The organism is Spiribacter sp. SSL99 (assembly GCF_009805925.1).
Classification (GTDB): Bacteria; Pseudomonadota; Gammaproteobacteria; order Nitrococcales; family Nitrococcaceae; genus Spiribacter; species Spiribacter roseus.
In genome coordinates this window covers 1-23,743 of record NZ_MAOM01000018.1, presented here as the reverse complement: position 1 = coordinate 23,743, position 23,743 = coordinate 1, and the positions used below count along the sequence as shown (strand labels likewise).

General features: G+C 67.4%; 26 protein-coding genes and 1 tRNA gene. 15 read left to right on the top strand and 12 right to left on the bottom strand.

Going from position 1 to position 23,743, the window contains the following annotated elements:
* Positions 1 to 14: 14 nt before the first annotated feature.
* The 4 genes from BA899_RS06670 to BA899_RS06655 form a co-directional block, all read right to left on the bottom strand.
* Positions 15 to 89, bottom strand: a tRNA-Gln gene (locus BA899_RS06670).
* Positions 80 to 949: a 4-(cytidine 5'-diphospho)-2-C-methyl-D-erythritol kinase gene (ispE, locus tag BA899_RS06665; protein WP_159300142.1), complete on the bottom strand. Its 870-nt coding sequence runs from the start codon at positions 947 to 949 to the stop codon at positions 80 to 82. The genes BA899_RS06670 and ispE overlap by 10 nt, the downstream gene beginning before the upstream one ends.
* On the bottom strand, positions 946 to 1,560 hold the full coding sequence (lolB, locus tag BA899_RS06660) for a lipoprotein insertase outer membrane protein LolB (protein ID WP_148122392.1): 615 nt from the start codon (positions 1,558 to 1,560) through the stop codon (positions 946 to 948). Before lolB ends, ispE begins: the two co-directional genes overlap by 4 nt.
* Positions 1,557 to 3,065: a tetratricopeptide repeat protein gene (locus BA899_RS06655; RefSeq protein ID WP_159300141.1), complete on the bottom strand. Its 1,509-nt coding sequence runs from the start codon at positions 3,063 to 3,065 to the stop codon at positions 1,557 to 1,559. Before BA899_RS06655 ends, lolB begins: the two co-directional genes overlap by 4 nt.
* A gap of 72 nt (positions 3,066 to 3,137) precedes the next feature.
* On the opposite strand from BA899_RS06655, the gene hemA reads away from it, so the two are divergent.
* Positions 3,138 to 4,412, top strand: a complete 1,275-nt coding sequence (gene hemA, locus BA899_RS06650; protein ID WP_148122394.1) for a glutamyl-tRNA reductase — start codon at positions 3,138 to 3,140, stop codon at positions 4,410 to 4,412.
* Entirely contained in the window at positions 4,409 to 5,497 is a 1,089-nt protein-coding gene (gene prfA / locus BA899_RS06645) for a peptide chain release factor 1 (protein WP_159300140.1), read from the top strand. The genes hemA and prfA overlap by 4 nt, the downstream gene beginning before the upstream one ends.
* A gap of 15 nt (positions 5,498 to 5,512) precedes the next feature.
* Here the strand turns inward: prfA and dksA are convergent, their stop codons facing one another.
* Both dksA and BA899_RS06635 read right to left on the bottom strand, forming a co-directional pair.
* A complete protein-coding gene (gene dksA / locus BA899_RS06640) occupies positions 5,513 to 5,944 on the bottom strand; it encodes an RNA polymerase-binding protein DksA (RefSeq protein WP_159300139.1) in 432 nt (143 codons plus the stop codon).
* 77 nt (positions 5,945 to 6,021) lie between these two features.
* Positions 6,022 to 7,095 carry a 3-deoxy-7-phosphoheptulonate synthase gene (locus tag BA899_RS06635; RefSeq protein WP_159300138.1) on the bottom strand — a complete coding sequence of 358 codons (1,074 nt, stop codon included), beginning with the start codon at positions 7,093 to 7,095 and terminating at the stop codon, positions 6,022 to 6,024.
* A gap of 136 nt (positions 7,096 to 7,231) precedes the next feature.
* Between BA899_RS06635 and BA899_RS06630 the strand changes: the two genes are divergently transcribed.
* From BA899_RS06630 to BA899_RS06620, 3 genes are read left to right on the top strand one after another with little or no spacing between them, the layout of a single operon-like run.
* Complete coding sequence (locus BA899_RS06630; RefSeq protein WP_186295108.1) at positions 7,232 to 7,498, top strand: Trm112 family protein; 267 nt, start codon at positions 7,232 to 7,234, stop codon at positions 7,496 to 7,498.
* Positions 7,495 to 8,346 (top strand): peptide chain release factor N(5)-glutamine methyltransferase, encoded by an 852-nt coding sequence (gene prmC / locus BA899_RS06625; protein WP_235013316.1) that lies wholly within the window; start codon positions 7,495 to 7,497, stop codon positions 8,344 to 8,346. The genes BA899_RS06630 and prmC overlap by 4 nt, the downstream gene beginning before the upstream one ends.
* The gene (locus tag BA899_RS06620; protein ID WP_159300137.1) at positions 8,339 to 9,097 is read left to right on the top strand and encodes a molybdopterin-synthase adenylyltransferase MoeB; all 759 of its coding nucleotides are present in this window, start codon (positions 8,339 to 8,341) and stop codon (positions 9,095 to 9,097) included. The genes prmC and BA899_RS06620 overlap by 8 nt, the downstream gene beginning before the upstream one ends.
* Here the strand turns inward: BA899_RS06620 and hslO are convergent.
* From hslO to gatC, 4 genes are read right to left on the bottom strand one after another with little or no spacing between them, the layout of a single operon-like run.
* The gene (hslO, locus tag BA899_RS06615) at positions 9,085 to 9,966 is read right to left on the bottom strand and encodes an Hsp33 family molecular chaperone HslO (protein WP_069134107.1); all 882 of its coding nucleotides are present in this window, start codon (positions 9,964 to 9,966) and stop codon (positions 9,085 to 9,087) included. The genes BA899_RS06620 and hslO overlap by 13 nt on opposite strands.
* A gap of 6 nt (positions 9,967 to 9,972) precedes the next feature.
* The gene (gene gatB / locus BA899_RS06610; RefSeq protein WP_159300136.1) at positions 9,973 to 11,406 is read right to left on the bottom strand and encodes an Asp-tRNA(Asn)/Glu-tRNA(Gln) amidotransferase subunit GatB; all 1,434 of its coding nucleotides are present in this window, start codon (positions 11,404 to 11,406) and stop codon (positions 9,973 to 9,975) included.
* Positions 11,407 to 11,411: 5 nt separating this feature from the next.
* The gene (gene gatA / locus BA899_RS06605) at positions 11,412 to 12,869 is read right to left on the bottom strand and encodes an Asp-tRNA(Asn)/Glu-tRNA(Gln) amidotransferase subunit GatA (protein ID WP_159300135.1); all 1,458 of its coding nucleotides are present in this window, start codon (positions 12,867 to 12,869) and stop codon (positions 11,412 to 11,414) included.
* A gap of 5 nt (positions 12,870 to 12,874) precedes the next feature.
* Entirely contained in the window at positions 12,875 to 13,162 is a 288-nt protein-coding gene (gene gatC / locus BA899_RS06600) for an Asp-tRNA(Asn)/Glu-tRNA(Gln) amidotransferase subunit GatC (protein WP_069134104.1), read from the bottom strand.
* 117 nt (positions 13,163 to 13,279) lie between these two features.
* On the opposite strand from gatC, the gene BA899_RS06595 reads away from it, so the two are divergent.
* Genes BA899_RS06595 through lipB form a run of 10 tightly spaced genes read left to right on the top strand, consistent with a single transcriptional unit; the run spans position 13,280 to position 22,454 of the window.
* Positions 13,280 to 14,323, top strand: a complete 1,044-nt coding sequence (locus tag BA899_RS06595; protein ID WP_069134103.1) for a rod shape-determining protein — start codon at positions 13,280 to 13,282, stop codon at positions 14,321 to 14,323.
* Positions 14,324 to 14,376: 53 nt separating this feature from the next.
* On the top strand, positions 14,377 to 15,210 hold the full coding sequence (gene mreC, locus BA899_RS06590) for a rod shape-determining protein MreC (protein WP_083217687.1): 834 nt from the start codon (positions 14,377 to 14,379) through the stop codon (positions 15,208 to 15,210).
* On the top strand, positions 15,203 to 15,691 hold the full coding sequence (gene mreD, locus BA899_RS06585) for a rod shape-determining protein MreD (protein WP_069134101.1): 489 nt from the start codon (positions 15,203 to 15,205) through the stop codon (positions 15,689 to 15,691). Before mreC ends, mreD begins: the two co-directional genes overlap by 8 nt.
* A 1-nt stretch (position 15,692) precedes the next feature.
* Complete coding sequence (gene mrdA, locus BA899_RS06580) at positions 15,693 to 17,519, top strand: penicillin-binding protein 2 (protein WP_159300134.1); 1,827 nt, start codon at positions 15,693 to 15,695, stop codon at positions 17,517 to 17,519.
* 4 nt (positions 17,520 to 17,523) lie between these two features.
* Positions 17,524 to 18,660, top strand: coding sequence for a rod shape-determining protein RodA (rodA, locus tag BA899_RS06575; RefSeq protein ID WP_200833074.1), 1,137 nt, complete (start codon positions 17,524 to 17,526; stop codon positions 18,658 to 18,660).
* Entirely contained in the window at positions 18,657 to 19,652 is a 996-nt protein-coding gene (gene mltB, locus BA899_RS06570; RefSeq protein ID WP_235013315.1) for a lytic murein transglycosylase B, read from the top strand. The genes rodA and mltB overlap by 4 nt, the downstream gene beginning before the upstream one ends.
* Positions 19,649 to 20,410: a septal ring lytic transglycosylase RlpA family protein gene (locus BA899_RS06565; RefSeq protein ID WP_159300133.1), complete on the top strand. Its 762-nt coding sequence runs from the start codon at positions 19,649 to 19,651 to the stop codon at positions 20,408 to 20,410. Before mltB ends, BA899_RS06565 begins: the two co-directional genes overlap by 4 nt.
* A gap of 18 nt (positions 20,411 to 20,428) precedes the next feature.
* The gene (locus BA899_RS06560; RefSeq protein ID WP_159300132.1) at positions 20,429 to 21,574 is read left to right on the top strand and encodes a D-alanyl-D-alanine carboxypeptidase family protein; all 1,146 of its coding nucleotides are present in this window, start codon (positions 20,429 to 20,431) and stop codon (positions 21,572 to 21,574) included.
* Positions 21,562 to 21,837: a YbeD family protein gene (locus BA899_RS06555; protein WP_144347992.1), complete on the top strand. Its 276-nt coding sequence runs from the start codon at positions 21,562 to 21,564 to the stop codon at positions 21,835 to 21,837. The genes BA899_RS06560 and BA899_RS06555 overlap by 13 nt, the downstream gene beginning before the upstream one ends.
* Positions 21,837 to 22,454 carry a lipoyl(octanoyl) transferase LipB gene (lipB, locus tag BA899_RS06550; protein WP_148122404.1) on the top strand — a complete coding sequence of 206 codons (618 nt, stop codon included), beginning with the start codon at positions 21,837 to 21,839 and terminating at the stop codon, positions 22,452 to 22,454. Before BA899_RS06555 ends, lipB begins: the two co-directional genes overlap by 1 nt.
* On the opposite strand, the gene murU is transcribed toward lipB, so the two are convergent.
* Positions 22,441 to 23,109 (bottom strand): N-acetylmuramate alpha-1-phosphate uridylyltransferase MurU, encoded by a 669-nt coding sequence (gene murU, locus BA899_RS06545; protein WP_198515203.1) that lies wholly within the window; start codon positions 23,107 to 23,109, stop codon positions 22,441 to 22,443. The genes lipB and murU overlap by 14 nt on opposite strands.
* Positions 23,106 to 23,743, bottom strand: a 638-nt coding sequence (locus BA899_RS06540) for an aminoglycoside phosphotransferase family protein (protein WP_159300131.1), incomplete at its 5' end; no start/stop codon positions are given. The genes murU and BA899_RS06540, both read right to left, overlap by 4 nt.

Here is a 23,743-nt window from a genome sequence, read left to right as displayed (position 1 = left end):
CTGCTCCTGATATGTGGCTGGGGCGGCAGGATTCGAACCTGCGCATCCGGGGATCAAAACCCCGTGCCTTACCGCTTGGCTACGCCCCATTTGATGATGCCTGCTGCATTGCGAGCCGATCGAGCAGTGGCGAGTGATTCGCTACCCGCGTCACCCAGACCGTCCCACGATCATCGACGCCCCTGCGCGCCCGCTCGGCGGCGTCGCGATCGTCAAAACAGGCAAAAAGACACCCCCCCGTGCCTGTGAGCCGCGACGGCCCATACTCCGAGAGCGCGTCGATCGCGCTCGCGACCGGCGGATAAAGCCGCCGGACGGTTGCCTCGCAGTCATTGCGCAAGGCCATCGTTTTGAAGCCGGATATTGTTATACGCTCAGTATGCCGTGTCAATTTGGGATCACCGAACACCGCCGCCGTGCTGACCTCGACCCGCGGGTCCACAACCACCAGCCACGGGCGGTCGGCCTCCACCACCGTCAACCGCTCGCCCACGCCCTCCGCCCAGGCCGCCCGGCCGCGGACAAAGACCGGGACATCGGCCCCCAGCTCCAGACCGATGGCCTCCAGGGCCGTCCCGCTCAGGCCGCATCCCCAGAGCGCGTTGAGGGCGACGAGGGTCGTCGCGGCATCCGAGGACCCCCCTCCCAGGCCAGCGCCGGCGGCGATGCGTTTATCGACATGAATATGCACGCCGGCCCGGCAACCGGTCCGGGCCTGCAGGGCGCGGGCGGCGCGGACCACCAGATCATCCGCCGCCGGCAGCCCGGCAACGCCGCCGTCACGGGTGATCTCCGGGCCGTCAGTCAGCGTAAAGTCGAGCCCATCGCAGGGTTCGATGAACTGAAACAGGGTCTGGAGGGCGTGATAGCCATCCGGCCGCCGGCCGGTGATGTGCAGGAAGCGATTGATCTTGGCCGGCGCCGGCCAGCCCGTTGATCGCTGGCTCATCCCCCCGGCGACCAGTGGCGGACCACCATGCGGACCGACGTCTCCGCCCGGGTCACGGCCACGCGTCCGGGGAGCGAGAAACCGCCCACCGACTCGAAGGCCTCGTAGCTCACCCGCCAGCCGCCCTGACGGATCACGCCCGGGCGCCCCGCGGGATCCAGAGTGACGCGCCCCTCGAGCCATGGCACCGGTTGCCCGGTCACCCAGTAGCGCAGAAAACCCACCGGCAGATCGTAACCAGTGACCGCCCGTACCAGTTCACGCGGGCTCTCGGCACGGTAGCGTCCGCCATCGGCCGTACGCACCGTAACCCCGTCGGCGTCGCCAGTGATGCGCAGGCTTCCGGCACCCAGCGCGCCGCGCAGATCTATTCGGTATGCCGCTTGATCCTGACGCCAGGTCAGCGCAGCGGTCGCCCCCTGTTCACCCAGTTGCAGCGACGTGCGGCCGTTGAGCTGCCACGCGTCCGGGGCGGCCGGCGGCGTCCAGTCGGCCAGCCGCACGCTGTCATCGCTCACCTCGGGGGCTGGCGGCCGAACCGCGCAGCCGGCCAGCAGCACGCCCAGCGTCAACGCCGCCGCCAGACCCGCAAAGCGCCGCCACCGGTTCAATTCAAACGCTCCATGGTCTCCTCCAGCACCGGGTGATCACTGTGACCGGACGCGGCCGCCCGCCAGATGGCCCGTGCTTCGTCGCGCCGTCCCAGCACCCAGAGCACCTCTCCCAGATGCGCGGCGATCTCCGGGGCGCCATCGGTCATTTCGTGGGCACGCCGCAGATACTCAAGCGCCGCGGCAGGCCGGCCCTGACGGTATTCCGCCCAACCCATGCTGTCGATGATCGCCGCCGATTCGGGGCGGATCCGGTAGGCCTCTTCAATCAGGGCGGCGCCCTCGTCGATGCGCGGGGTCTGATCCACCAGGGTGTAGCCGAGGGCATTGAGGGCCTCGGCATGGGCCGGATCGTCCCGAATGATGCGGCGCAGATCGGTCTCCGCACCGGCGAGATCATCCGTGGCAATCCGCGCCATGGCACGCGCGTAGCGCAGTTCGGCATCCGCACTCCGCCCCTCGAGCGCACGGTTGTAGACCTCGAGGCTCTCACCGGTCCGGCCGAGCCGGCGCAGCAGCCGGCCCTCCAGCAGCAGACTCCGGCGCGTGGCCGAGCCGGCGCCCGCCCTGAGCCGGCGCAGCGCCGTCAGCGCCAGTTCATCCGCGCCGCTGCGCAACGCCAGAACAATGGCGGCATTGAGCATCCGCGGCTGTGTCGCGCCCGCCTCGACCAGCTGCCGGAATTCCTCGAGGGCGGCGGCCTCACGCTCGCGCTCGAGCAGGGCCCGGGCGTATTCGAAGCGCAGCGAGGCATTATCCGGCGACGCCGCCAGCAATTCAGCAAAGATCGCGAATGCCGCGTCAGGCCGGTCCAGTGCCAGCAGGGCATCGGCGCGCAGCAGGCGGGCACTGCGCAGGTCCGGTTGCCGATCGAGCGCCTGATCGACCGCCTCGAGGGCGATCCGCGGCGCCTCACGAGCGATCGCCACCCGGGCCAGGGCCAGTCGGGCCGCCCGGGATTGCGGCAGGGCGTCGGCAATCGCCGCCATGACCTGCAGGGACTGCGCTGGCAGTGCCCGATCGGACAGGCGCCGCGCCAGCCCATCAAGGGCCACATCACGCTCCCCGGGGTCATCCGGGAGGCTTTCAAGCAACCGGGCCGCGGCCCCCTCGACATCGTCGTTGCGTAGCCTCACAAGCCCCTGCAGGCGCAGGGCGTCACGACTGTCAGGAGCGAGCTCGATCCATCGCGCGGACAGCCGCCGGGCGGCGGCCAGGTCATCGGCAAGCAGTGCCAGCCGCGCGCCCCGCTCCACCGCGGCGGCGTCGCCAAGGCGTCCGCCGACGGCATCGTAGAGCCGGCTGGCGCGCTCCACATCACCCCGCGCGGCGGCGAGCTCGGCGGCCATCACGCCGGTCAGGGGCGAGGCTTCAACGGGATCCACCGCCGCCCGGCCGTCGTCCTTCACCGGCGCACAGGCCACCATCAGGGCAACGGCCAGAAAGCCCCCCAACCCCCGCCGCCAGCGGGCCTGTCGCCAATGTCGAGTCGCGAACCTTTTCATCGACCCCGTATCCTACTTGTGTTGAGGCAATGCTGCCCTACAATCTGCCACATTCCAGTCAACCGGATCCCGATGCCAGTCGTCACCCTGGGGCTCAACCACGAATCCGCACCGCTCGCCGTCCGCGAGCAGGTGGTGTTGTCGGCGGAAACGCTGGACAGTGCACTGTCCGCGCTCGCCGAGCGCCCCGGCGTGCGCGAAGCGGCGGTATTGTCCACCTGCAACCGCACCGAGATCTACGCGGTCCTGGCGCCCGAGGCCACTCCGGCCATCCTGCATCGCTGGCTGGCCCAGCAACAGGATCTGGACCCGGACTGGCTCGATCCGTATCTCTACACACTCGAGGGCCGGGATGCCGTTGTCCATCTCCTGCGGGTGGCCGCGGGCCTGGACTCGCTGGTGCTGGGCGAACCGCAGATCCTCGGCCAGGCCAAACTGGCCTATCACTCGGCCGCCGGCGCCGGTCTTCTGGGGCAGATCCTGGACCGGCTTTTCCAGCATGCGTTTTCGTTGGCGAAGCGCGTGCGCACCGAGACGGCGATCGGGGCCCATCCGGTGTCGGTGGCGTTTGCCGCGGTCACCCTGGCCCGTCAGATCTTCGATCGACTGGATCGCCGGCGCGCGCTGCTGATCGGCGCCGGGGAGATGATCGAACTCACCGCCCGGCACTTCCGCGAGCAGGGCATGGGTGAGCTGGTCATCGCCAACCGCAGCCGCGAACGGGCCGAGTCACTGGCAAGCACCTGTGGCGGCAGCGCGCTGGGACTGGACGAGCTTGAGGCGTTCCTGCCCCGTGCCGACATCATCATCTCCTGCACGGCCAGCCCCGAGCCGGTCCTCCACTATGATCAGGTCCGCGCAAGCCTGCGCCAGCGCCGCCATGAGCCGGTGTTCATGGTCGATCTGGCAGTGCCGCGGGATATCGAGACCCGCATCGACCAGCTCGAGGATGTCTACCTGTACACTGTCGATGACCTGCGCGATGTCATCGACCGCAATCAGCGCAACCGCGCGGCGGCCGCTACCGAGGCGGAGGCCCTGGTCCAGGAGCAGGCCGACCGGTTCATGGACTGGGTGCGCACCCTCGATGCGGTCAGCGCCATCCGACGCTTTCGGCGCCACGGCGAGCGACAGCGCGAGTATGCCCTGGAGCAGGCACGCCGCGAGATCAGCGCCGGCCAGCCCCCGGAACAGGTGCTGGAGGCACTGGCGCACCGGCTGACCCGCAAACTCCTGCATCTGCCCACGCTGGGCCTGCGTGAGGCGGCCCGCAGTGGCGATCCGGAAACCATCCGGCAGAGTCGTCGCATGCTGGGCATCGACGAAAGCCGGGACGACGACGAATGAACGACAATCTGCGCCGCAAGCTCCAGAGCCTTCTGGAGCGCCATGAAGAGATCGAGCAGTTGCTCGCCGACCCCGAGGTGATCGGCGACAACCGCGAGTTCACCCGCCTCTCGCAGGAGTACTCGCGACTCGAACCGCTGGCGGCCACGCTGACGGCGTTCGAATCGGCGGAAACCGATCTGGCCCACGCCGAGGAGCTGGCCGAGGACGGCGACGAGGCGATGCGGGCGCTGGCCGAAGAGGAAATTGCCACCGCCCGTCGCCGTCTCGAGTCGCTTGAGCGGGATCTGACGCTGCTGATGATCCCCGAAGATCCCAACGACACCCGCAACACCTTCGTCGAGATCCGTGCCGGAACCGGCGGGGACGAGGCCGCGCTTTTCGCCGGCGATCTGCTGCGGATGTATCTACGCTACGCCGAACAGCAGGGCTGGCGGACCGAGCTGCTCAGTGAAAGCCCCGGCGAACAGGGCGGCTACCGCGAAGTGGTGGCGCGCATCGCCGGCGATCGGGTCTACTCAAGGCTCAAGTTCGAATCCGGCGCTCACCGGGTCCAGCGCGTGCCCGCCACCGAGTCCCAGGGCCGCATCCACACCTCGGCCTGCACGGTCGCCATCCTGCCCGAAGCCGCGGAAATTGATGAAATCGAGATCAACCCCGCGGATCTTCGCGTGGACACCTTCCGGGCCTCCGGCGCCGGAGGGCAGCACGTCAACAAGACGGACTCGGCCGTGCGCATGACGCATCTGCCCAGTGGCGTGGTCGTGGAATGCCAGGAGGAACGCTCTCAGCACAAAAACCGGGCCAGGGCCCTGTCCCTGCTGCAGGCGAGATTGATGGACCAGCAGCGGGATGCGGCGGTGGCCGAGCGGACCGAGACCCGACGCCAGCTGGTGGGCACCGGTGATCGATCCGATCGCATCCGTACCTACAACTTCCCGCAGGGCCGGGTCACCGACCATCGGATCAACCTGACCCTGTACAAGCTGGAGTCGATCCTCGCCGGCCATCTTGAATCAGTGATCGACCCGCTGATCAACGAGCACCAGGCCGACCAGCTCACCGAGCTGTCGGCCGAACAGTAAACCCGGCGTCGCGGCTCAGGCGACGCGCTGTTTCTCGCGGATCTCCTCGAGCGTCTTGCAGTCGACGCACAGCGTGGCGGTCGGCCGGGCCTCGAGCCGGCGGATGCCGATCTCGACACCGCATTCATCGCAGTACCCGTAGTCGTCCTTGCGGATCCGCTCCAGGGTCTTGTCGATCTTGCGGATCAGCTTGCGCTCGCGATCGCGGGTGCGCAGCTCGAGGGCGAACTCCTCTTCCTGAGTCGCCCGGTCGGCCGGATCGGCGTAATGATTGGCGTCATCACGCACATGACTGACCGTGCGCTCCACCTCTTCCTGCAGCTGCTGTTTCCACGCGCCGAGGATCGCCTCGAAATGCGCCAGCTGGGCCTCGCTCATGTAGGCCTCATCGTCGGCGGGCTGGTACGGCTCGATGCCGCGCACGGGCAGAGAAGCATTATCGGTCATGGTTACCTCCATTGGCTCGACCGCTCATTCAACTGCGCGCCGGCCGAGCGGTCAAGCGCGATCTTTCCTTGTCGGCCTCAGGCGATCCGCGCCTGAAGCGGTTGTGAGAGTTTTGCCGCGCCCTCGCGCAGCACACGCTCAGTGGTCGCCCAGTCAATGCAGCCATCGGTGATCGACACGCCATACTCAAGGGCCGACGGATCGTCGCCGAGCTTCTGCTTGCCCCAGCCGATCTGGCTCTCGATCATCACTGCGACGATCGACCGGTTTCCTTCGACAATCTGATTGACCAGATTATCCATGACCAGCGGCTGCAGCCCCGGATCCTTGTTCGAATTGGCATGGCTGCAGTCCACCATCAGGCAGGCCGACAGCCCTTCGTCCGCCAGCGCCTTTTCGCACAGCGCAATGCTCACCGAATCGTAGTTGGGCTGATCACCGCCGCGCAGCACCACGTGTCCATAGCGATTGCCGGCGGTGCGGATGATCGCCGAGCGGCCATCGTGCTGGGTGATCCCCAGAAAACTGTGCGGGCTCGCCGCCGAGCGCATGGCGTTGATGGCCACATCTAGGCTGCCGTCGGTCCCGTTCTTGAAGCCGACCGCCGTTGACAGGCCACTGGCCATTTCGCGATGGGTCTGCGACTCGGTGGTGCGGGCACCGATCGCGGTCCAGCTGATCAGATCACCCAGGTACTGCGGTGTAATCGGGTCGAGCGCCTCGGTACCGGCGGGCAGCCCGAGTTCCGCCAGATACAGCAGAAGATCGCGGGCCCGGCGGAGCCCCTCCTCGATGTCGAAACTGTCGTCCATGTAAGGGTCATTGATCAGGCCCTTCCAGCCCACCGTGGTGCGCGGTTTTTCGAAGTACACCCGCATGACGATGAACAGCGAGTCACTGAGCTCGTCATGCAGCGCCTTCAGTCGCCGGGCGTAGTCCTTGGCCGCGTCAAGGTCGTGGATCGAGCAGGGGCCGATCACCACCAGCAGGCGCGGGTCCCGGCCGTCGAGGATCGCCTCCACCGCAGCGCGGCCGGCCTTGACGGTCTCCTCGCCCGACGCCGAGAGGGGCTGCCGCGCCTTGAGCTCGGCCGGTGTGGGCAGCGGATCCTGGGCCAGGACGTTCAGGTTGTCGATGGGGGTCTCACTCATGGCGTGTTGGTCTCACTATGAACGTTATCGTCGATACCCGCATGGTAGCCCGGCGGCCGGATTTTCTCCACGCCCCGGGGCGCTGCCGGCCGGCAGTCTGCTATCCTTGGCCATCATTCCGACAGGTTCAATCGTCATGGCTATCGATCGCAAATTACTCGACATTCTTTGCTGCCCGGTGACCAAGCAGCCGGTGCACGTGCTGGGACGACGCGAGCTGAAGGCGCTGAACGAGCGCATCAACGCGGGCGACGTCCACTACCAGGACGACAGCCCCGTGGAGACGCCGCTCGAGGAGGGCCTGGTCACCGCCAATGAAGAGCGCATCTACCGGGTGGATGACGGCATCCCCGTGATGCTCGAAGAGCGCGCCATCAACCTGCGGGCCGCCGACCTGAAGTGACCGGGGCGGTGACGCTGGCCGAGGCCCGGCAGCGCGGGCAGCGGATGCTCGACGCGGTCAGCGTCAGTGCCGCCGTGGATGCGGACTGGCTGCTGGGCGCCGCCACCGGGCAATCCGCCGCGCAGCGCCGGGCCCATCCCGAGCAACCCCTGGCGGAGCCGGCCTGGCGGCGCTATCAGGGACTGCTCCAGCGGCGCTATCGCGGCGAGCCCGTCGCCTATCTGCTGGGCCGCTGCGGCTTCATGGACTTTGAACTGGTGGTGACGCCGGCGGTGCTCATCCCGCGCCCCGAAACCGAACATCTGGTGGAGGCGGCACTCGAGTCCCCGGCCGCCCGGGTGCTCGAGCTGGGCACGGGCAGTGGTTGCATCGCCATTGCGCTGGGCCGTGCCTGGCCCAACGCGCGCATCGACGCCACCGACCAGTCTGCCGAGGCGCTGACCGTGGCCAACCAGAACGCGGCGCTGCTCGGCGTCGACAATCTGCGCCTGCGCCAGGGTGACTGGTACGAGCCGGTTGGCACCGCACGCTACGACCTGATCGTGTCCAATCCGCCCTACATCGGGCCCGCCGAGCCGGAGCCGGACCAGGGCGATGCCCGCTTTGAGCCGCGTGCGGCGCTGCGCGCGGACGAATCGGGGCTGGCCGCGCTGCGCATCATCATCGAGGGCGCCGCCGCGCATCTCGAAGACGCCGGCCGGCTCTGGGTCGAACATGGGCATACCCAGGGGCCGGCGGTGCGGGAATACCTGGCCGCCCAGGGTTTTGAGGCCATCGAGACCCGGCGTGATCTGGCCGGGCACGAGCGGATCAGCGGTGGCCGCCGGGGAGCACAGCGCCATGAATGACGAGCAGCTGATCCGCTACAGCCGGCAGATCATGGTGCCGGGTCTGGACCTTGACGGTCAGGCCCGGCTGTTGGCCAGCCGCATCCTGCTGGTGGGTGCCGGGGGGTTGGGCTCGGCAGTGGCACTCTATCTGGCCGCGGCGGGGGTTGGGCATCTGCGGGTGGCGGATTTCGATCGGGTCGAGCTCACCAACCTGCAGCGCCAGATCCTCCACGGCACGGCGGACATCGGCCGGCTGAAGACCGACTCGGCCCGCGACCATGTCACCGCGCTCAACCCGGAGGTCACCGTCGAGCCCATCGAGCAGGCCCTGGACGCCGATAATCTGCCCGCACTGGTCGCCGATGTGGATCTGGTGATCGACGGCTCCGATCGGTTCTCCACCCGCTTTGCCGTCAACGCGGCCTGTGTGCGGGCCGGCCGCCCACTGATCACCGGCGCTGTCATCGGCATGGACGGACAGGTGGCGGTCCTGCGACCGGATCTGGAGGGCCCCTGCTACCGCTGCCTGTACGCCGATACCGGCGAAGAAACCCTTGGCTGCAGCGAAACCGGGGTGCTCGGGCCGCTACCCGGTGTCGTCGGCAGCCTGCAGGCCGTGGAGGCCATCAAGGTACTGACCGGGCTCGGGGAGCCGCTCAATCATCGGCTGTTGATGGTGGATGCACTGGATCAGCGCTGGCGGCGCATCGAGCTGCGCCGCGACCCCGCCTGTCCGGTGTGTGGCAGCGCCGCGGGTCAGTGGGACTGACGGCTGTCGGGTGAGCGACTGGCAGGGTCGGTGAACATCGCCTCGATGTCGACGGCGTCAAACCGATAGGGCTCGTTGCAGAAGTCGCAGTGCACTTCCACGCGCCCCTCGGCTTCGAGGGTTTCGCGCATCTCCGCCTCGCCAAGGCCTTCCAGCATGGCCGCCACTCGCTCACGTGAACAGCGGCAGCGGAAGCGGAACGGCATCGGGTCGAACAGCCGGATGTCCTCTTCATGGAACAGGCGCCGGATGACCTCGCCCGGCGCCAGTTCGCGCAGTTCCGGGCCGGTGATGGTGGCCGCCAGCTGATCGGCCCGGGCCCAGGCGTCGGCGTCGCCATCGGCGGCATCGCTGGCCGGCAGGCGCTGGATCAGCATGCCCGCGGCATGCCCCTCACGGGCGGACAGCCAGACCCGGGTGGGGAGCTGTTCGGACTCACTGAAATAATGCTCCAGCGCGGCGCCCAGACTGCCGCCGCGCAGATCCACCACCCCCTGATAGCGCTCGCCGTCCTTCTCGGGGTCGATGGTGATCGCCAGCGTCCCCTGCACGGCCTGCTCATCGATCGGGACATCCGCCGGCACCCGATCGCCGGTCCGCGCCATGGCGCGCAGCGATCCATCGCTGCCGGCCTGCACCAGCAGCAGCCGAAGCGGCCCGTCCGCCTGCAGCTGCAGGGTCAGATCGCAGGCCGACTTGAGCGTGGCCGCCAGCAGCGCCACCGCCGCCAGGCCTTCGCCAATCAGCCGATCGACGGCCGGCTCGTGGTCGGTGCGCCGGGTGATGGCGGTGAACGATTCGTCGAGCTGCACGACTTCGCCACGCACGTCCGCGTTTTCGAACAGAAATCGATGAAGCCGATCAGTCATTATGCATCAACCGTCCAGCCGGCGTTTGAGGATCTCGTTGACCTGCTGCGGATTCGCCTTGCCGCCTGAGGCCTTCATCACCTGACCGACGAAAAAGCCCATCAGTTTCGTCTTACCGGCGCGGTACTGCTCGAGCTGTCCGGGGTTGGCGGCGATCACTTCCTCGACCATGGCCTCGATGGCGGCATTGTCGGTGACCTGGCGCAGGCCGCGGTCGTTGATGACCGTGTCGGCATCGCCCTCGCCGTTCCAGAGGGCTTCGAACACCTCCTTGGCGATCTTCCCGGAAATGGTCTCGTCACGGATCCGCAGCAACAGCCCCGCCAGCATGGCGGCATCGATCGGGCTCTGGGTAATCTCGAGGCCGGCTTTGTTGAGCGCTCCGGACAATTCGCCCATCACCCAGTTGGCCGACAGCTTGGCATCGCCGGCAGCGGCCGCCACCGCCTCGAAGTAGTCGGCCAGCTCGCGCGAGCCGGTGAGCACGCCGGCATCGTAGGCGGACAGGCCATAGTCGCGCTGAAAACGCCCGGACTTGGCGTCGGGCAGTTCGGGCAGTTCGTCGCGCACCCGGTCGATGTGCGCGGGAGTGATCTCCAGCGGCAGCAGGTCAGGGTCGGGGAAGTATCGATAGTCGTGGGCCTGCTCCTTACCCCGCATCGACCGGGTCTCACCCCGGTCGGGGTCGAACAGCCGGGTCTCCTGGATCACCTCACCGCCGTCCTCGATCAACTCGATCTGGCGTTCGATCTCGAAGTTGATGGCGCGCTCGACAAACCGGAATGAGTTCAGGTTCTTGAGCTCGGCCCGGGTGCCGAAACGGTTTTCCCCCACCGGCCGGACCGATACGTTGGCATCGCAGCGGAAACTGCCCTCCTGCATGTTGCCGTCGCAGATCCGCAGGTAGCGCACCAGCGAGTGCATCTTTTTCATGTACGCCACCGCCTCCCGGGCCGACCGCAGCTCGGGCTCCGAGACAATCTCGAGCAGCGGCGTGCCCGCCCGGTTGAGGTCGATACCGGTCATGCGCGTGAACCCCTCGTGAAGGCTCTTGCCGGCATCCTCCTCGAGGTGCGCGCGGGTGACGCCAATGCGCTTGCGGGTGCCGTCGTCCAGCTCGATATCAAGGTGACCGGCGCCCACCACCGGCAGTTCGTACTGCGAGATCTGGTAGCCCTTGGGCAGATCCGGGTAGAAGTAGTTCTTGCGCGCGAACACCGAGCGGCCCGCCACGTCGGCGTTCAGCGCCAGCCCCAGGCGGATGGCATAGTCCACGGCGCGTTCGTTGAGCACCGGCAGCATCCCCGGCATGCCCAGATCGATCGCTGACGCCTGCCGGTTGGCCTCGGCCCCGTAGGCGGTCGGCGCGCCCGAGAAGATCTTGGTCCGGGTGGCGAGCTGCGCGTGCAGCTCAAGCCCGATCACTGCTTCGAATTGCATGTCCGCTACTCCTCCACCGGCGGCCGCTGACGGTGCCAGTCGGTGATCTGCTGATAGCCATGGGCCGCGCCCAACAGCCGTCCCTCATCGAAATGACTGCCGATCAGCTGCAGCCCGATGGGCCGGCCGCCGCCGAATCCCGCCGGCACGGACAGCGCCGGGAGGCCGGCCAGATTGACGGCGATGGTGAAGATGTCGGACAGGTACATCTGCACCGGATCGTCCGCCTTCGCGCCCAGCGGGAACGCCGTCGACGGCGCCGTGGGCCCGGCGATGACGTCCACTGACTCGAACGCCCGGGCAAAGTCCTGCTGCACCAGTCGGCGCACCTGCTGGGCCTTGTGATAGTAGGCATCGTAGTAGCCCGCCGACAGGGCGTAGGTGCCCACCATGATGCGGCGCTTGACCTCTTCGCCGAAGCCCTCGCCGCGGCTGCGCTTGTAGAGATCCTCGAGGTCGGCCGGCGCCTCGCAGCGGTAGCCGTAGCGCACACCGTCGAATCGCGACAGGTTGGATGACGCCTCCGCCGGTGCGATCACGTAATACACCGGCACCGCCATGCCGGCGTTGGGCAGGGAAATCTCCCGGACCTCGGCGCCGGCATCGCCCAGGGCCTGGGCGGCCGCGCTGATGCTGCCCGACACCTCGGCGTCGACGCCCTCCGCTTCGAGGAACTCACGGGGCAGCCCCACCCTCAGGCCGCGCAGATCGGTCGCGGCCATCTGTGCCCGGTAATCCGGTACCGGTCGCTCGACGCAGGTGGAATCGCGGCGGTCGAAGCCGGCCATGCCCTGCAGCAGAATCGCCAGATCCTCGGCACTCGAGGCCATGGGGCCGGCCTGGTCCAGACTCGAGGCGAAGGCGACGATGCCATATCGCGAGACGCGGCCGTAGGTCGGCTTGAGGCCGCTGATCCCGGTGAGTGCCGCAGGCTGGCGGATGGAGCCACCGGTGTCCGTACCGGTGGCCGCCGGTACCAGACCCGCCGCGACGGCCGCCGCCGAACCGCCCGACGACCCACCGGGCACCGCCTGACGGTCCCAGGGGTTTTTCACCGCGCCGAAATAACTCGTCTCATTGGATGAGCCCATGGCGAACTCATCCATGTTGGTCTTGCCCACACTGACCGTGCCGGCCGCGCGCAGCCGCTCGACGACGAACGCGTCGTAGGGCGGCACGAAGTTCTCGAGCATGCGGCTGGCGCAGCTCGTGCGGACGCCCTCGGTGCAGAAGATATCCTTGTGGGCGATGGGGATACCGGTCAGCGGCCCCGCCTCGCCGCGGGCGCGGGCGGCGTCCGCCGCTTCAGCCTCGGCCAGCGCCGATTCAGGCGTCACGGTGATGAAGGCGTTCAGGTCGGCCGCTCGCTCGATGCGCTCGAGCGCGGCGCGGGTCAACTCGACGCTGGAGCACTCGCCGCGCTCGAGCGCCGTCGCCAGTTCGGCAATGGTCTGATCATGCATGGGATTTACTCGATGACGCGGGGGACGAGGTAGTGACCGGCCTCGGTTGCCGGGGCGATCGCCTGGAAGCGCTCGCGCTCATCCGGCTCGGTGGGCTCGTCGGGCCGCAGGCGCTGGGTCATTTCCAGCGGATGGGCGAGCGGCTCGACGCCCTCGGTGTCGACGGCACTGAGCTGCTCGACGAAATCGAGAATCTCGGAGAGGTTGCGGGCGTAGGCCTGACTGGCCGGTTCACTGATGGACAGCCGCGCCAGATGGGCGATCTGGCCGACTTCATTCGCATCGATGGGCATCGTCGATTCCCTGAGTGTCGGTTCGTTAAGCGATTAAAACTACCATAGGCCGTATCTTGCCCAAACCCCCGCCGGTTGGTAGATTGATGCGTCTTTTCAACGCGTCTGGAATTCTTCATGTTCAAGGGCATACGGGGTGTTTTCTCCAACGACCTTTCAATCGACCTAGGTACGGCGAATACCCTGATCTATTCCCGCGGCCAGTCGATCCTGCTTGATGAGCCCTCGGTGGTTGCCATTCGTCAGGATCGCGATGGGGGCCCCAAGACCATCGCCGCCGTCGGACGCGAAGCCAAGATGATGCTGGGGCGCACCCCGGGCACCATCAAGGCGATCCGGCCATTGAAGGACGGCGTCATCGCCGACTTCACCGTCACCGAGAAAATGCTCCAGCACTTCATCAAGAAGGTCCACGAGGCGCGGTTTTTCCGCCCCAGCCCGCGGGTGCTGGTGTGCGTGCCCTGCGGCTCCACCCAGGTCGAGCGGCGCGCGATCCGCGAATCCGCCGCCGGGGCCGGTGCCCGCGAGGTCTTCCTCATCGAAGAGCCCATGGCCGCTGCGATCGGCGCCGACATGCCGGTGGGCGAGGCGCGCGGCTCGATGGTGCTCGACATCGGCGGGGGCACCTCGGAGGTCGCGGTGGTGTCGCTCAATGGCATTGTCTACTCGGCATCGGTGCGCATCGGCGGTGACCGCTTCGACGAAGCCATCGTCAATTACGTGCGGCGCAACTACGGCATCCTCATCGGCGAATCCACCGCCGAGCAGATCAAGCAGCAGATTGGCCAGGCCTTTCCCGGCAACGAGGTCCGCGAGCTCGAGATCAAGGGGCGCAACCTCGCCCAGGGCATCCCGCGCAGCTTCACCCTCAACAGCAACGAAATCCTCGAAGCCCTGCAGGAGCCGCTCTCGGGGATCGTGGGGGCGGTCAAGACGGCGCTCGAGCAGACGCCGCCCGAGCTTGGCGCCGACGTCGCCGATCGTGGCATCGTGATCACCGGCGGCGGCGCGCTGTTACGCAACATCGACCGCCTGCTCATGGAGGAAACCGGACTGCCGGTGGTGCTGGCCGAAGAACCGCTGACATCCGTGGCGCGCGGCGGCGGGCGGGCACTCGAGCTCATGGACGAAAAAGGCGCGGATCTTTTCACCAGCGAGTGACCGTGCCTGCTCCCGTGTAACCGGCACAGTGTTTCACTGGAGGCTGCAGGACCATTAAACCGCTTTTCTCACAGACGCCATCCGTCACTGCCCGGTTTGTCCTGGCGGCGATCGTGTCCATCAGCCTGCTGCTCGCCGATCACCGGATCGGGCTGCTCGAACCGGTCCACCACGCACTGTCCGTGGTGACCGAGCCCCTGCGCCTGATGGCCGCCCTGCCCGCCCGGCTGGGCGATCGGGCCGAACAGACATTGACGAGCCGCCGCGAACTGATCGCCGAGAATCAGCGCCTGGAGGATCGACAGAAGGTCTACGAGGCCCGTCTGCAGCGGCTCGACGCCCTCGAGGTTGAAAACATCCGGCTGCGCCGCCTGCTGGACTCCTCCTACGAGCTCGAGCGTCCGGTGGTCATCGCCGAGCTCACCGGCGTCGATCTCGACCCGTTCAACCATGTCATCCAGATCAGCAAGGGTCTGCGCGACCGCATCCGGGTCGGCCAGCCCGTCATCGACGCTGAGGGCGTGCTCGGACAGGTCGAGACGGTCGCCGCGTTCACCGCCACGGTGCGGCTGATCAGCGATCCCAGCCATGGGATTCCGGTCCAGGTGAATCGCAATGGACTGCGCAGTGTCGCCTTTGGCACCGGCCGGACCGATACCCTCACCATTTCGAGCCTGCCGAATAACGCCGATATCCGCGAGGGGGATCTGCTGGTCACCTCGGGCCTGGGGGAACGTTTCCCCGCCGGGTACCCGGTGGGCGAGGTGCGGCGCATTGAACGCGACGACGGCAGGGCGTTTTCCGAGATCCAGGTCGAGCCGCTGGGACGGATCGGGCAGGTCAAGGAGGTACTGCTGATCGAAGACCGGGGCAGCGGCGATGAATAGCGCCCAGCCCCACGCGCGATGGGTGATCGCCGTCACGTTGGTGGTCGCGCTGACCCTCATGATCCTGCCGCTGCCGGCAGGGCTCGAACCCTATCGCCCGGAATGGGCGATGCTGGTCATCCTTTACTGGAGTCTGGCGCTGCCGGTTCGGGTGGGTGTGGGGGTTGCGTGGCTGATCGGCCTGCTGCAGGACGTCATCCAGGCGACCGCGCTGGGCTCGCATGCACTCGCCTTCGCCCTGGTCGCCTACCTGACCATTCAGCTGTGTCAGCGCCTGCGCAACGTTCCAATCTGGCAACAGACCCTGACGGTGCTGGGCCTGGTGCTGCTGGCCCGCGCGCTGCTGTTCATCACCCGCGGGCTCAGCGACAGCGCGGGTGTCGACTGGCGCTTCTGGCTGCCGGCGCTGACCAGCACCCTGGTCTGGCCACCGGTCTTTGTGCTGCTGCGTTTCCTGCGCCGGCGCTTTCAGGTCAACTGACATGGATCTCGGCACGTTCCGCGACACCCCCCGCGAGCGGCAGGTCGTTCGCCGCCGGTTACTGATCGCCGGCGTCATCGGGGCGCTGCTGTGCCTGCTACTCGCCGGCCGCATCGCCTATCTCCAGACCGCGCGCTACGACCACTTCGCCGCCCAATCCCAGGATAATCGGGTGCGCATCGCATCCGTCGCGCCGACCCGCGGGATCATCCGCGACCGCGAGGGGCGCGTGCTTGCCGACAATCAGCCCGCCTTCCGTCTGACCATCGTCCCTGAGCGCGTCGACGATCTGAGCGGCCTGCTCGACCAGCTCGATGATCTGGTGGATATCAGCGCGGCCGAGCGGGCGGCGTTCCGTGACGCGCGGCAGCGCAGCCGCGGATTCCAGGCCATCCCACTGAAACGTCAGCTCAGCGAAGCGGCCGTCGCCCGCATCGCCGCCAACCGCCATCGCTTTCCCGGCGTCGAAGTCCAGCCCCACCTGATCCGCCACTATCCCTACGGACCCATCGGCGCGCATGCCATTGGCTACGTCGGTCGCATCAGCGAATCCGAACTGCGCAGCCGTGACCGCCGGGCGTATCGGGGCAGCAGCGTCATCGGCAAGACCGGGCTCGAGAAGGCCTACGAGCGCCGACTGCGCGGTGAAATGGGTTCGGAGCGCATCGAAACCAATGCACTGGGCCGGCCGATTGATGTGATCGAGCGCGACCCGCCCACCCCGGGCGAGGATCTCACCCTGACTCTGGACATCGGCCTGCAGCGCGTCGCCGAACAGAGCCTGGGGGATTACCGCGGCGCGATCGTGGCGATGGACCCCCGCGATGGAGCCATTCTTGCGCTCGCCAGCCAGCCCGGCTTCGACCCCAATGCGATCAGCGCCGGGCTGGACCGCCAGGCATTCGAAACGCTGAGCCGCGATCCCGACCAGCCGCTCTACAACCGGGCCATCAGCGGTCGCTACCCGCCCGGCTCGGTGATCAAGCCCTTTCTGGGCCTGGCCGGTGTGGCCGATGGCGCCATGACCCCCGATGAGGAGATCCACTGCGACGGGGCCTTTCGGCTGCCCAATGTCTCGCGGGTGTGGCGGGACTGGAAACGCGAGGGCCACGGCGACGTCGATCTCAACGAGGCCATCGCCGAGTCCTGCGATGTCTACTATTACGAGCTTGCAGACCGCATGGGCATTGACCGCATGCATGACTGGATGACCCGCTTCGGCTTTGGTGTCGACAGCGGTCTCGCACTGCCCGGCGAACGTCAGGGGGTCATGCCGTCACGCGCCTGGAAACAGCGCAATATGGGCGAATCCTGGTACCGCGGCGAGACCATCAACACAGGGATCGGGCAGGGATTCACCCTGGCGACCCCCATTCAGATGGCCACCTCGACGGCAATGCTCGCCAACCGCGGCGCGCCCATCGTGCCGCATCTGCTGGCGGGACGCCCGGACAGCGACGGCGCCACACCCCCCGTCGGGCCGATGCGCCTCGAGGACGAAACCCTGTGGCAGACGACCATCGATGCCATGGTCGACGTGGTCCACGGCGAGCGGGGCACCGCCCGCGCCATTGGCGAAGACCTTGACTACCGGATCGCCGGCAAGACCGGGACGGCCCAGGTCATCGGGATCGCCCAGGGCGAGGAATATGACGAGGCCGCCATCGACGCCCGGCACCGGGATCATGCGCTGTTTACCGCGTTTGCACCGGCCACCTCACCGCGTCTGGTGGTGACCGTTCTAGTGGAAAACGGCGGCAGTGGCAGCACGACGGCAGCGCCCATGGCGCGCCGGGTCATCGATGCCTGGATGAATCGGGAGGAGTAAGGCAGTGAGCTGGGCCGAGAGTCGCGTTAACGCCGTGGCCCGCCGGGCGACCGGGGATGTGCTGCAGCGGGCCCTGCATCTGGACGGGGTGCTGCTGGGTCTGGTGGCGCTGCTCTCCGGACTCGGCGTCGTCATCCTCTACAGCGCCTTTGGCGGCAGCATCGCAGCGGTCCAGGACCACCTCGTGCGCCTGGCAGTCGGCGCGGCCGGCATGATCGTCGCCGCCCAGATCCCACCCTGGCAGCTGCGGCGCATCGCCCCCTGGCTGTTCGGCCTGGGCGTGGTGCTGCTGGTGGCGGTACTGGTCGTGGGTGAATCGGGCGGCGGCGCGCGGCGCTGGCTGGATCTGGGGGTGGCGGGTTTCCAGCCCTCCGAATTGATGAAGCTGGCGGTGCCGATCATGGTCGCCTGGGTCATCGCCCGGTCCGCCATGCCGGTATCAACCGGGCGCGCCGCCGCCACACTGGCGATCATCGCGCTACCGGTGGGGCTGATCGGCAGCCAGCCCGACCTGGGCACGGCCGTTCTGATTGGTGCAGCCGGCGCCGGGGTCCTGTTCCTGGGCGGCATCGGCTGGCGCTTGATCGCCGCGCTGATCGGGCTGGTGGCGGCGGCCGTGCCACTGCTCTGGCAGTTCGGCATGCAGGACTATCAGCGCCAACGCGTGCTGACCTTTCTGGACCCGACCCGTGACCCGCTGGGCGCCGGATACAACATCATTCAGTCGCAGATCGCCATCGGTTCGGGCGGCATCCATGGCAAGGGCTGGCTGAATGGCACCCAGACCCACCTCGAGTTCATCCCCGAGCGCCATACCGACTTCGTGTTCGCCGTCATGGCCGAGGAGTTCGGCCTTGTCGGGGTGTGCGCCCTGCTGGTTCTGTATCTGCTGATCACGCTGCGCGGGCTGTGGATCGCCTACCAGGCGCAGGATAATTTCTCGCGACTTCTGGCCGGCGGCCTGTCACTGACCTTTTTCGTCTACTGCTTCGTCAATATCGGCATGGTCTCGGGCCTGCTGCCGGTGGTGGGCCTGCCCCTGCCCCTGATCAGTTACGGCGGATCGGCTATGGTGACGCTTCTGGTCGGCTTCGGTATTCTCATGTCCATTCATACCCACCGGCGGATGTGGTCATCTTGAACACGCTCCATCGCCTTTTCGGCACAACGGCGGCTGCGCTGCTGATCCTGGTCCCACTGGCGCTGGGCACGAGCAACGTGCGGGCCGATCCCGGGGCGATCCGCGCCTTCAGTGAAGCGCTCGCGGCCCGGCATGACTGGGACGCCCGGCGTATCGAGGCGCTGATCAACGATGAGGCGATCCATCAGCCCGATATCATCGAGGCCATCCGCCGACCCGCCGAAGCAATGCCCTGGTCGCGCTATCGGCCGATCTTCCTGACCGAGGCACGCATTGAAGCGGGCCGTGCCTATCAAAAGCGCCATCGCCGCTGGCTCACGGCGGTCGAGGACACCTACGGCGTCCCCGCCGAGATCGTGGTCGCGATCATTGGCGTCGAGACCTTCTATGGCCGCTACGCCGGCAACTACCGCGTCCTCGACGCGCTGCGCACGCTGGGCTTCGGCTATCCACCCCGCGCCGAATTCTTTCGCGACGAGCTCGAGGCGTTCCTGGTCCTGGCCCGCGAAGAAGGCTTCGCGCCCACCGACCCGCTGGGGTCTTACGCCGGCGCCATGGGCATTCCGCAGTTCATCAGCAGCAGCTATCGGGCCTACGCCGTCGACTTCAACGAAAACGGTCGGCGGGACCTTTTCTCGGAGCCCGCCGATGCCATCGGCAGCATTGGTCACTACCTGGCCCGACATGGCTGGCAGGCGGATGCGCCCATTGCCGTTCCGGCACGGGTCGAGGGCGAAGACTGGCAGTCACACCTGTACGAATCTCTGGCCCCGCAGGACACCGTCGCAACGCTGGCGGCCGCGGGGGTTCACCCTTCCACCCCGCTCAGCGCCGGCCTTGACGCGCGTCTGCTGCAACTCCAGGCCGAGGCCGGTGACAGGTACTGGATCACCCTGCGCAACTTCTACGCCATCACCCGCTACAACCACAGCGCCCTTTACGCCATGGCGGTTCATCAGCTGGCCGAGCGCATCGGCGGAGGGGGAAGATGAGTCGGTTTGCCGTCGGCCTGTTGGCACTGCTGATGGCCGGTTGCAGCGGCCTCGTGCCCGAGCCGCAGGACGGGCCGGGGCGGGTCATCGACGATCCCATGGCCATCCCCGATGCGGTGCCCCGGTCGGTGCCCGCCAGTCGCTATGGCAATCCCGAGCAGTACGAGGTGTTCGGCCAGACCTACCGGGTGATGGACAGTGCCGACGGGCATCGCGAGCGCGGCATCGCCTCGTGGTATGGCAGCAAATTCCAGGGCCGGCGGACTTCAAGCGGCGAACCCTACGACATGTATGCCATGACCGCCGCGCACAAGCACCTGCCGCTGCCGACGTGGGTCGAGGTGCGGCACCTGGACACCGACCGGTCGATTGTCGTGAAGGTCAACGACCGCGGACCGTTCGCCGATGACCGGATCATTGACCTGTCCTACGCGGCCGCCGCCAAGCTCGGCATGCTCGAGCGCGGCACGGCACCGGTGGAGATCCGGGTGGTCACGCCCGATGAACCGACCCGTGGCGATTACTGGATCCAGATGGCCGCTTTCCGCCACGCCGGCAACGCCCGGCAACTGGCCCGGCAGTTGCGAGGGGCCCCGCTGTCGGCATCCCCCGTGATCCGCGAGGGGGGCGATGGCCTGCATCGAGTGCGCCTTGGCCCCCTGCCCGATTCCGCGCGCGTCGATCAGCTTCGGGCCGAGCTGGAGAACGCCCGTTTTTCACCCGGACATGTCATTATTCCCGCTGACTCCAGCGACTGAAAACCGAGACCACCGACCATGACACCGCTCAGACTCGCCATCCTGATCATCGCCCTCCTGCTCGGTGGCCACGCCGCCGCACAGTCCCAACCCATTCCGGTGCCCGACCCGCCCCAGCTGGGCGCCGATGGCTACATCCTGATGGACTTTCACAGTGGTCGGGTGCTGGTGGATCAGAACAGCGATGTCCGCCGCGACCCGGCCAGCATCACCAAGGTGATGACGGCATTCGTCGTTTTCAACGAACTGCGCTCGGGCGATCTCGCCATGGACGAGCCGGTGCGGATCAGTGAGAAGGCCTGGCGGGCCCCGGGATCGCGCATGTTCATCGAGGTGGGCAATGACATCCCGGTAAACGACCTGATCCGCGGCATGATCATCCAGTCGGGCAACGACGCCAGTATCGCCCTCGCGGAGCACATCGCCGGCAGCGAGTCGACCTTCGCGGCACTGATGAACCAGTACGCCGCCGAGCTGGGGATGACCAACACCCACTACACCAACGCCACCGGGCTGCCGGGTGACGAGCATTACTCCACCGCCGCGGATACCGCCCGTCTCGTGCAGGCGCTGATCGAACGGTTTCCGGATTACTACCGCCTCTACTCCGAGCGCGAGTTCACCTGGGGCGGTATCACCCAGAGCAATCGCAACCGCATGCTCTGGCAGGATCCATCCGTCGACGGCGTCAAGACCGGCTATACCGAAGCCGCGCAGTACTGCCTGGCCACGTCCGCCGAGCGCGATGGCATGCGGCTGATCTCAGTGGTGATGGGGGCCGAGACGCCGGAGCAGCGGGTCAGTCAGTCGAAGAGTCTGCTCAACTATGGCTATCGGTTTTTCGAGACCCATCGCCTGTATGCCGCCGATGAGCCGGTCGAGACGCCCCGGCTGTGGAAAGGTGTGGCCGATACGCTGCCCGTGGGCGTCGCCGAGGATGTGTTCATCACCCTGCCGGCGGATACCTACGATCAGCTGGATGCCCGGATTCGTCTGAACGAGCCACTCGAGGCGCCCGTGGCGGCCGGTGACCGCGTCGGCCGCCTCAGTGTCTCGCGCAATGACGAGGTGGTGCGGGAGAGGGATATCATCGCCCTCGAGACGGTGCCCGAGGCTGGATTCGTGGGGCGCACGATCGATACGGTGCGACTATGGCTGAACTGAATGACTCCCCGCCGGGACTGACCTTTCCGTGCGAGTTTCCGATCAAGGCGATGGGGCGCAGTGATGCGGCCCTGCCCGGGATCGTGGTGGAAATCGTCCAGCGCCATGCACCGGCCCTGACCGCCGAGAGCATCACCACCAGTGAGAGCAGCGGCGGGCGGTATGTCTCTGTCACGGCCACCATTACCGCCGACAGCCGTGATCAGCTGGACGCCATTTACGCCGACCTGAAGGCGCACGAGAGCGTTCTCGCCACCCTCTGATGAGCGACGCGATCGCGATCCGTGACTGGGGCCGGTGCGACTACGCCCGCGTCTGGGCGGCGATGAAGGCCTTCACCGACGAGCGCGATGCCGACACTGCGGATGAGCTCTGGCGCGTGGAGCATCCAGCGGTCTTCACCCTGGGGCAGGCAGGCCGGGCCGAGCATGTCCTCGATCGCGGCGACACGCCGCTGGTGCAGACCGATCGTGGCGGTCAGGTGACCTATCACGGCCCCGGGCAGATCGTGCTCTACCCCCTCATCGACCTGCGCCGTCAGCGCATGGGCGCGCGCGAGCTGGTCACCCGCCTCGAGCAGAGCGTGGTCGACTGGCTGGCCCGACAGGGCATCGACTCGGCGCCGCGCGCCGATGCCCCCGGGGTCTATGTCGATGGCGCCAAGATTGCCGCGCTGGGGCTACGCATCCGCCGCGGCTGCAGCTATCACGGACTGGCGGTCAACATTGCCATGGACCTTGCCCCATTCAACCGCATCAACCCCTGCGGCCATGCCGGCATGGCGGTCACCGACCTGGCCACGCTGGGCGTCGACTGTACTGTGGCACAGGCCCGCGAGGGGCTGACCCGCGCGGTGGTGGCCCGCCTCAGTCCGGTGTAAGGCGGGCATCGAGCGCGTGCAGACGCGCCGGGGTCCCCACATCCCACCACTCACTATGATGATGGTGACCGGTGAGCTGACGCCGCTCGCAGGCGCGCACCAGCAGCGGCGCCAGCGGCGCCACCTGCGGCCGCAGACCGGCGAACAGTTCGGGGCGATAACAGCCGATCCCGGCAAAGGTATAACGCGGCGTATCGCCGTCGCGGAGAATGGCATAGCCGTCAAAGTGGAAGTCGCCCTGCGGGTGATGCGCCGGATTGTCCACCAGCACCAGATGCCCCAGCCCCTCGGGCTCTCGCGGCAGCATGGCGAGGTCGAGGTCGCACCAGACATCGCCATTGATCACCACGAACGGCTCCGGGCCCAGCAGCGGCAATGCATTGGCGATGCCACCGGCGGTCTCCAGGGCCTGATCGCCCTCGTCGATCATCCGCACTTCAAGCCGCGTCGGCGCCAGCCCGGCCACATGCGCGCGGATCGCCTCGCCCAGCCAGGCGGTGTTGATCACCACCCGCTCGAAGCCGGCGGCCTCGAGGCGGGCCAGATGCCAGTCGAGCAGCGGCCGTCCGCCCACACTCAGCAACGGCTTGGGACAGTGGTCGGTCAGCGGTCGCATGCGCTCACCCCGACCCGCTGCGAGAATCATTGCATTCATGGTGAGTCCGCCCGCTCGGGCCGCGGCAGCTCGGCAATCAGCGCGGCCAGGTCATGGCCAGCCGGATCATCACCGAGTTCACGGCAGAGGTAATCGAGAAAGCGCGGCGCATCCGCCAGATAACCGGGCTTACGATCGCGGTGGTAGAGGCGCGCGAATATTCCCAGCACCTTGAGATGCCTCTGCGCGGCGGTGCGATCCAGCGCCCGGGACAGGTCCGCCGGCAGACGGATACCGGCGGCAGCGGCGCGGTCCCGATAATAGCCAACGAGGGCCTGCTCCGCGTCAGGCGTCAGACTGAAAAACGCATCGCGTAGCAGACTCGCCAGGTCATAGGTCACCGGGCCCACCAGCGCATCCTGAAAGTCGATCACACCGGGATTGGGTGTCGCCACCAGCAGGTTGCGCACCATGAAGTCACGATGCACCACGACAGTCGGCTGAGCCCGCATGGCCTCGCGCAGGACCGCGGTTCCCGCCGCCCAGCGCGACCACCAGGCGGCGTCCGGCTCGACGCCCAGATGCCGGCGCACATACCAGTCCGGAAAAAGCGCCAGCTCGGCGTCGATGCGATCCGCATCAAAGCGCGGCAGGTCCCGCCCATCAGCCCCGCCCTGCAGCTGCACCAGCGCAT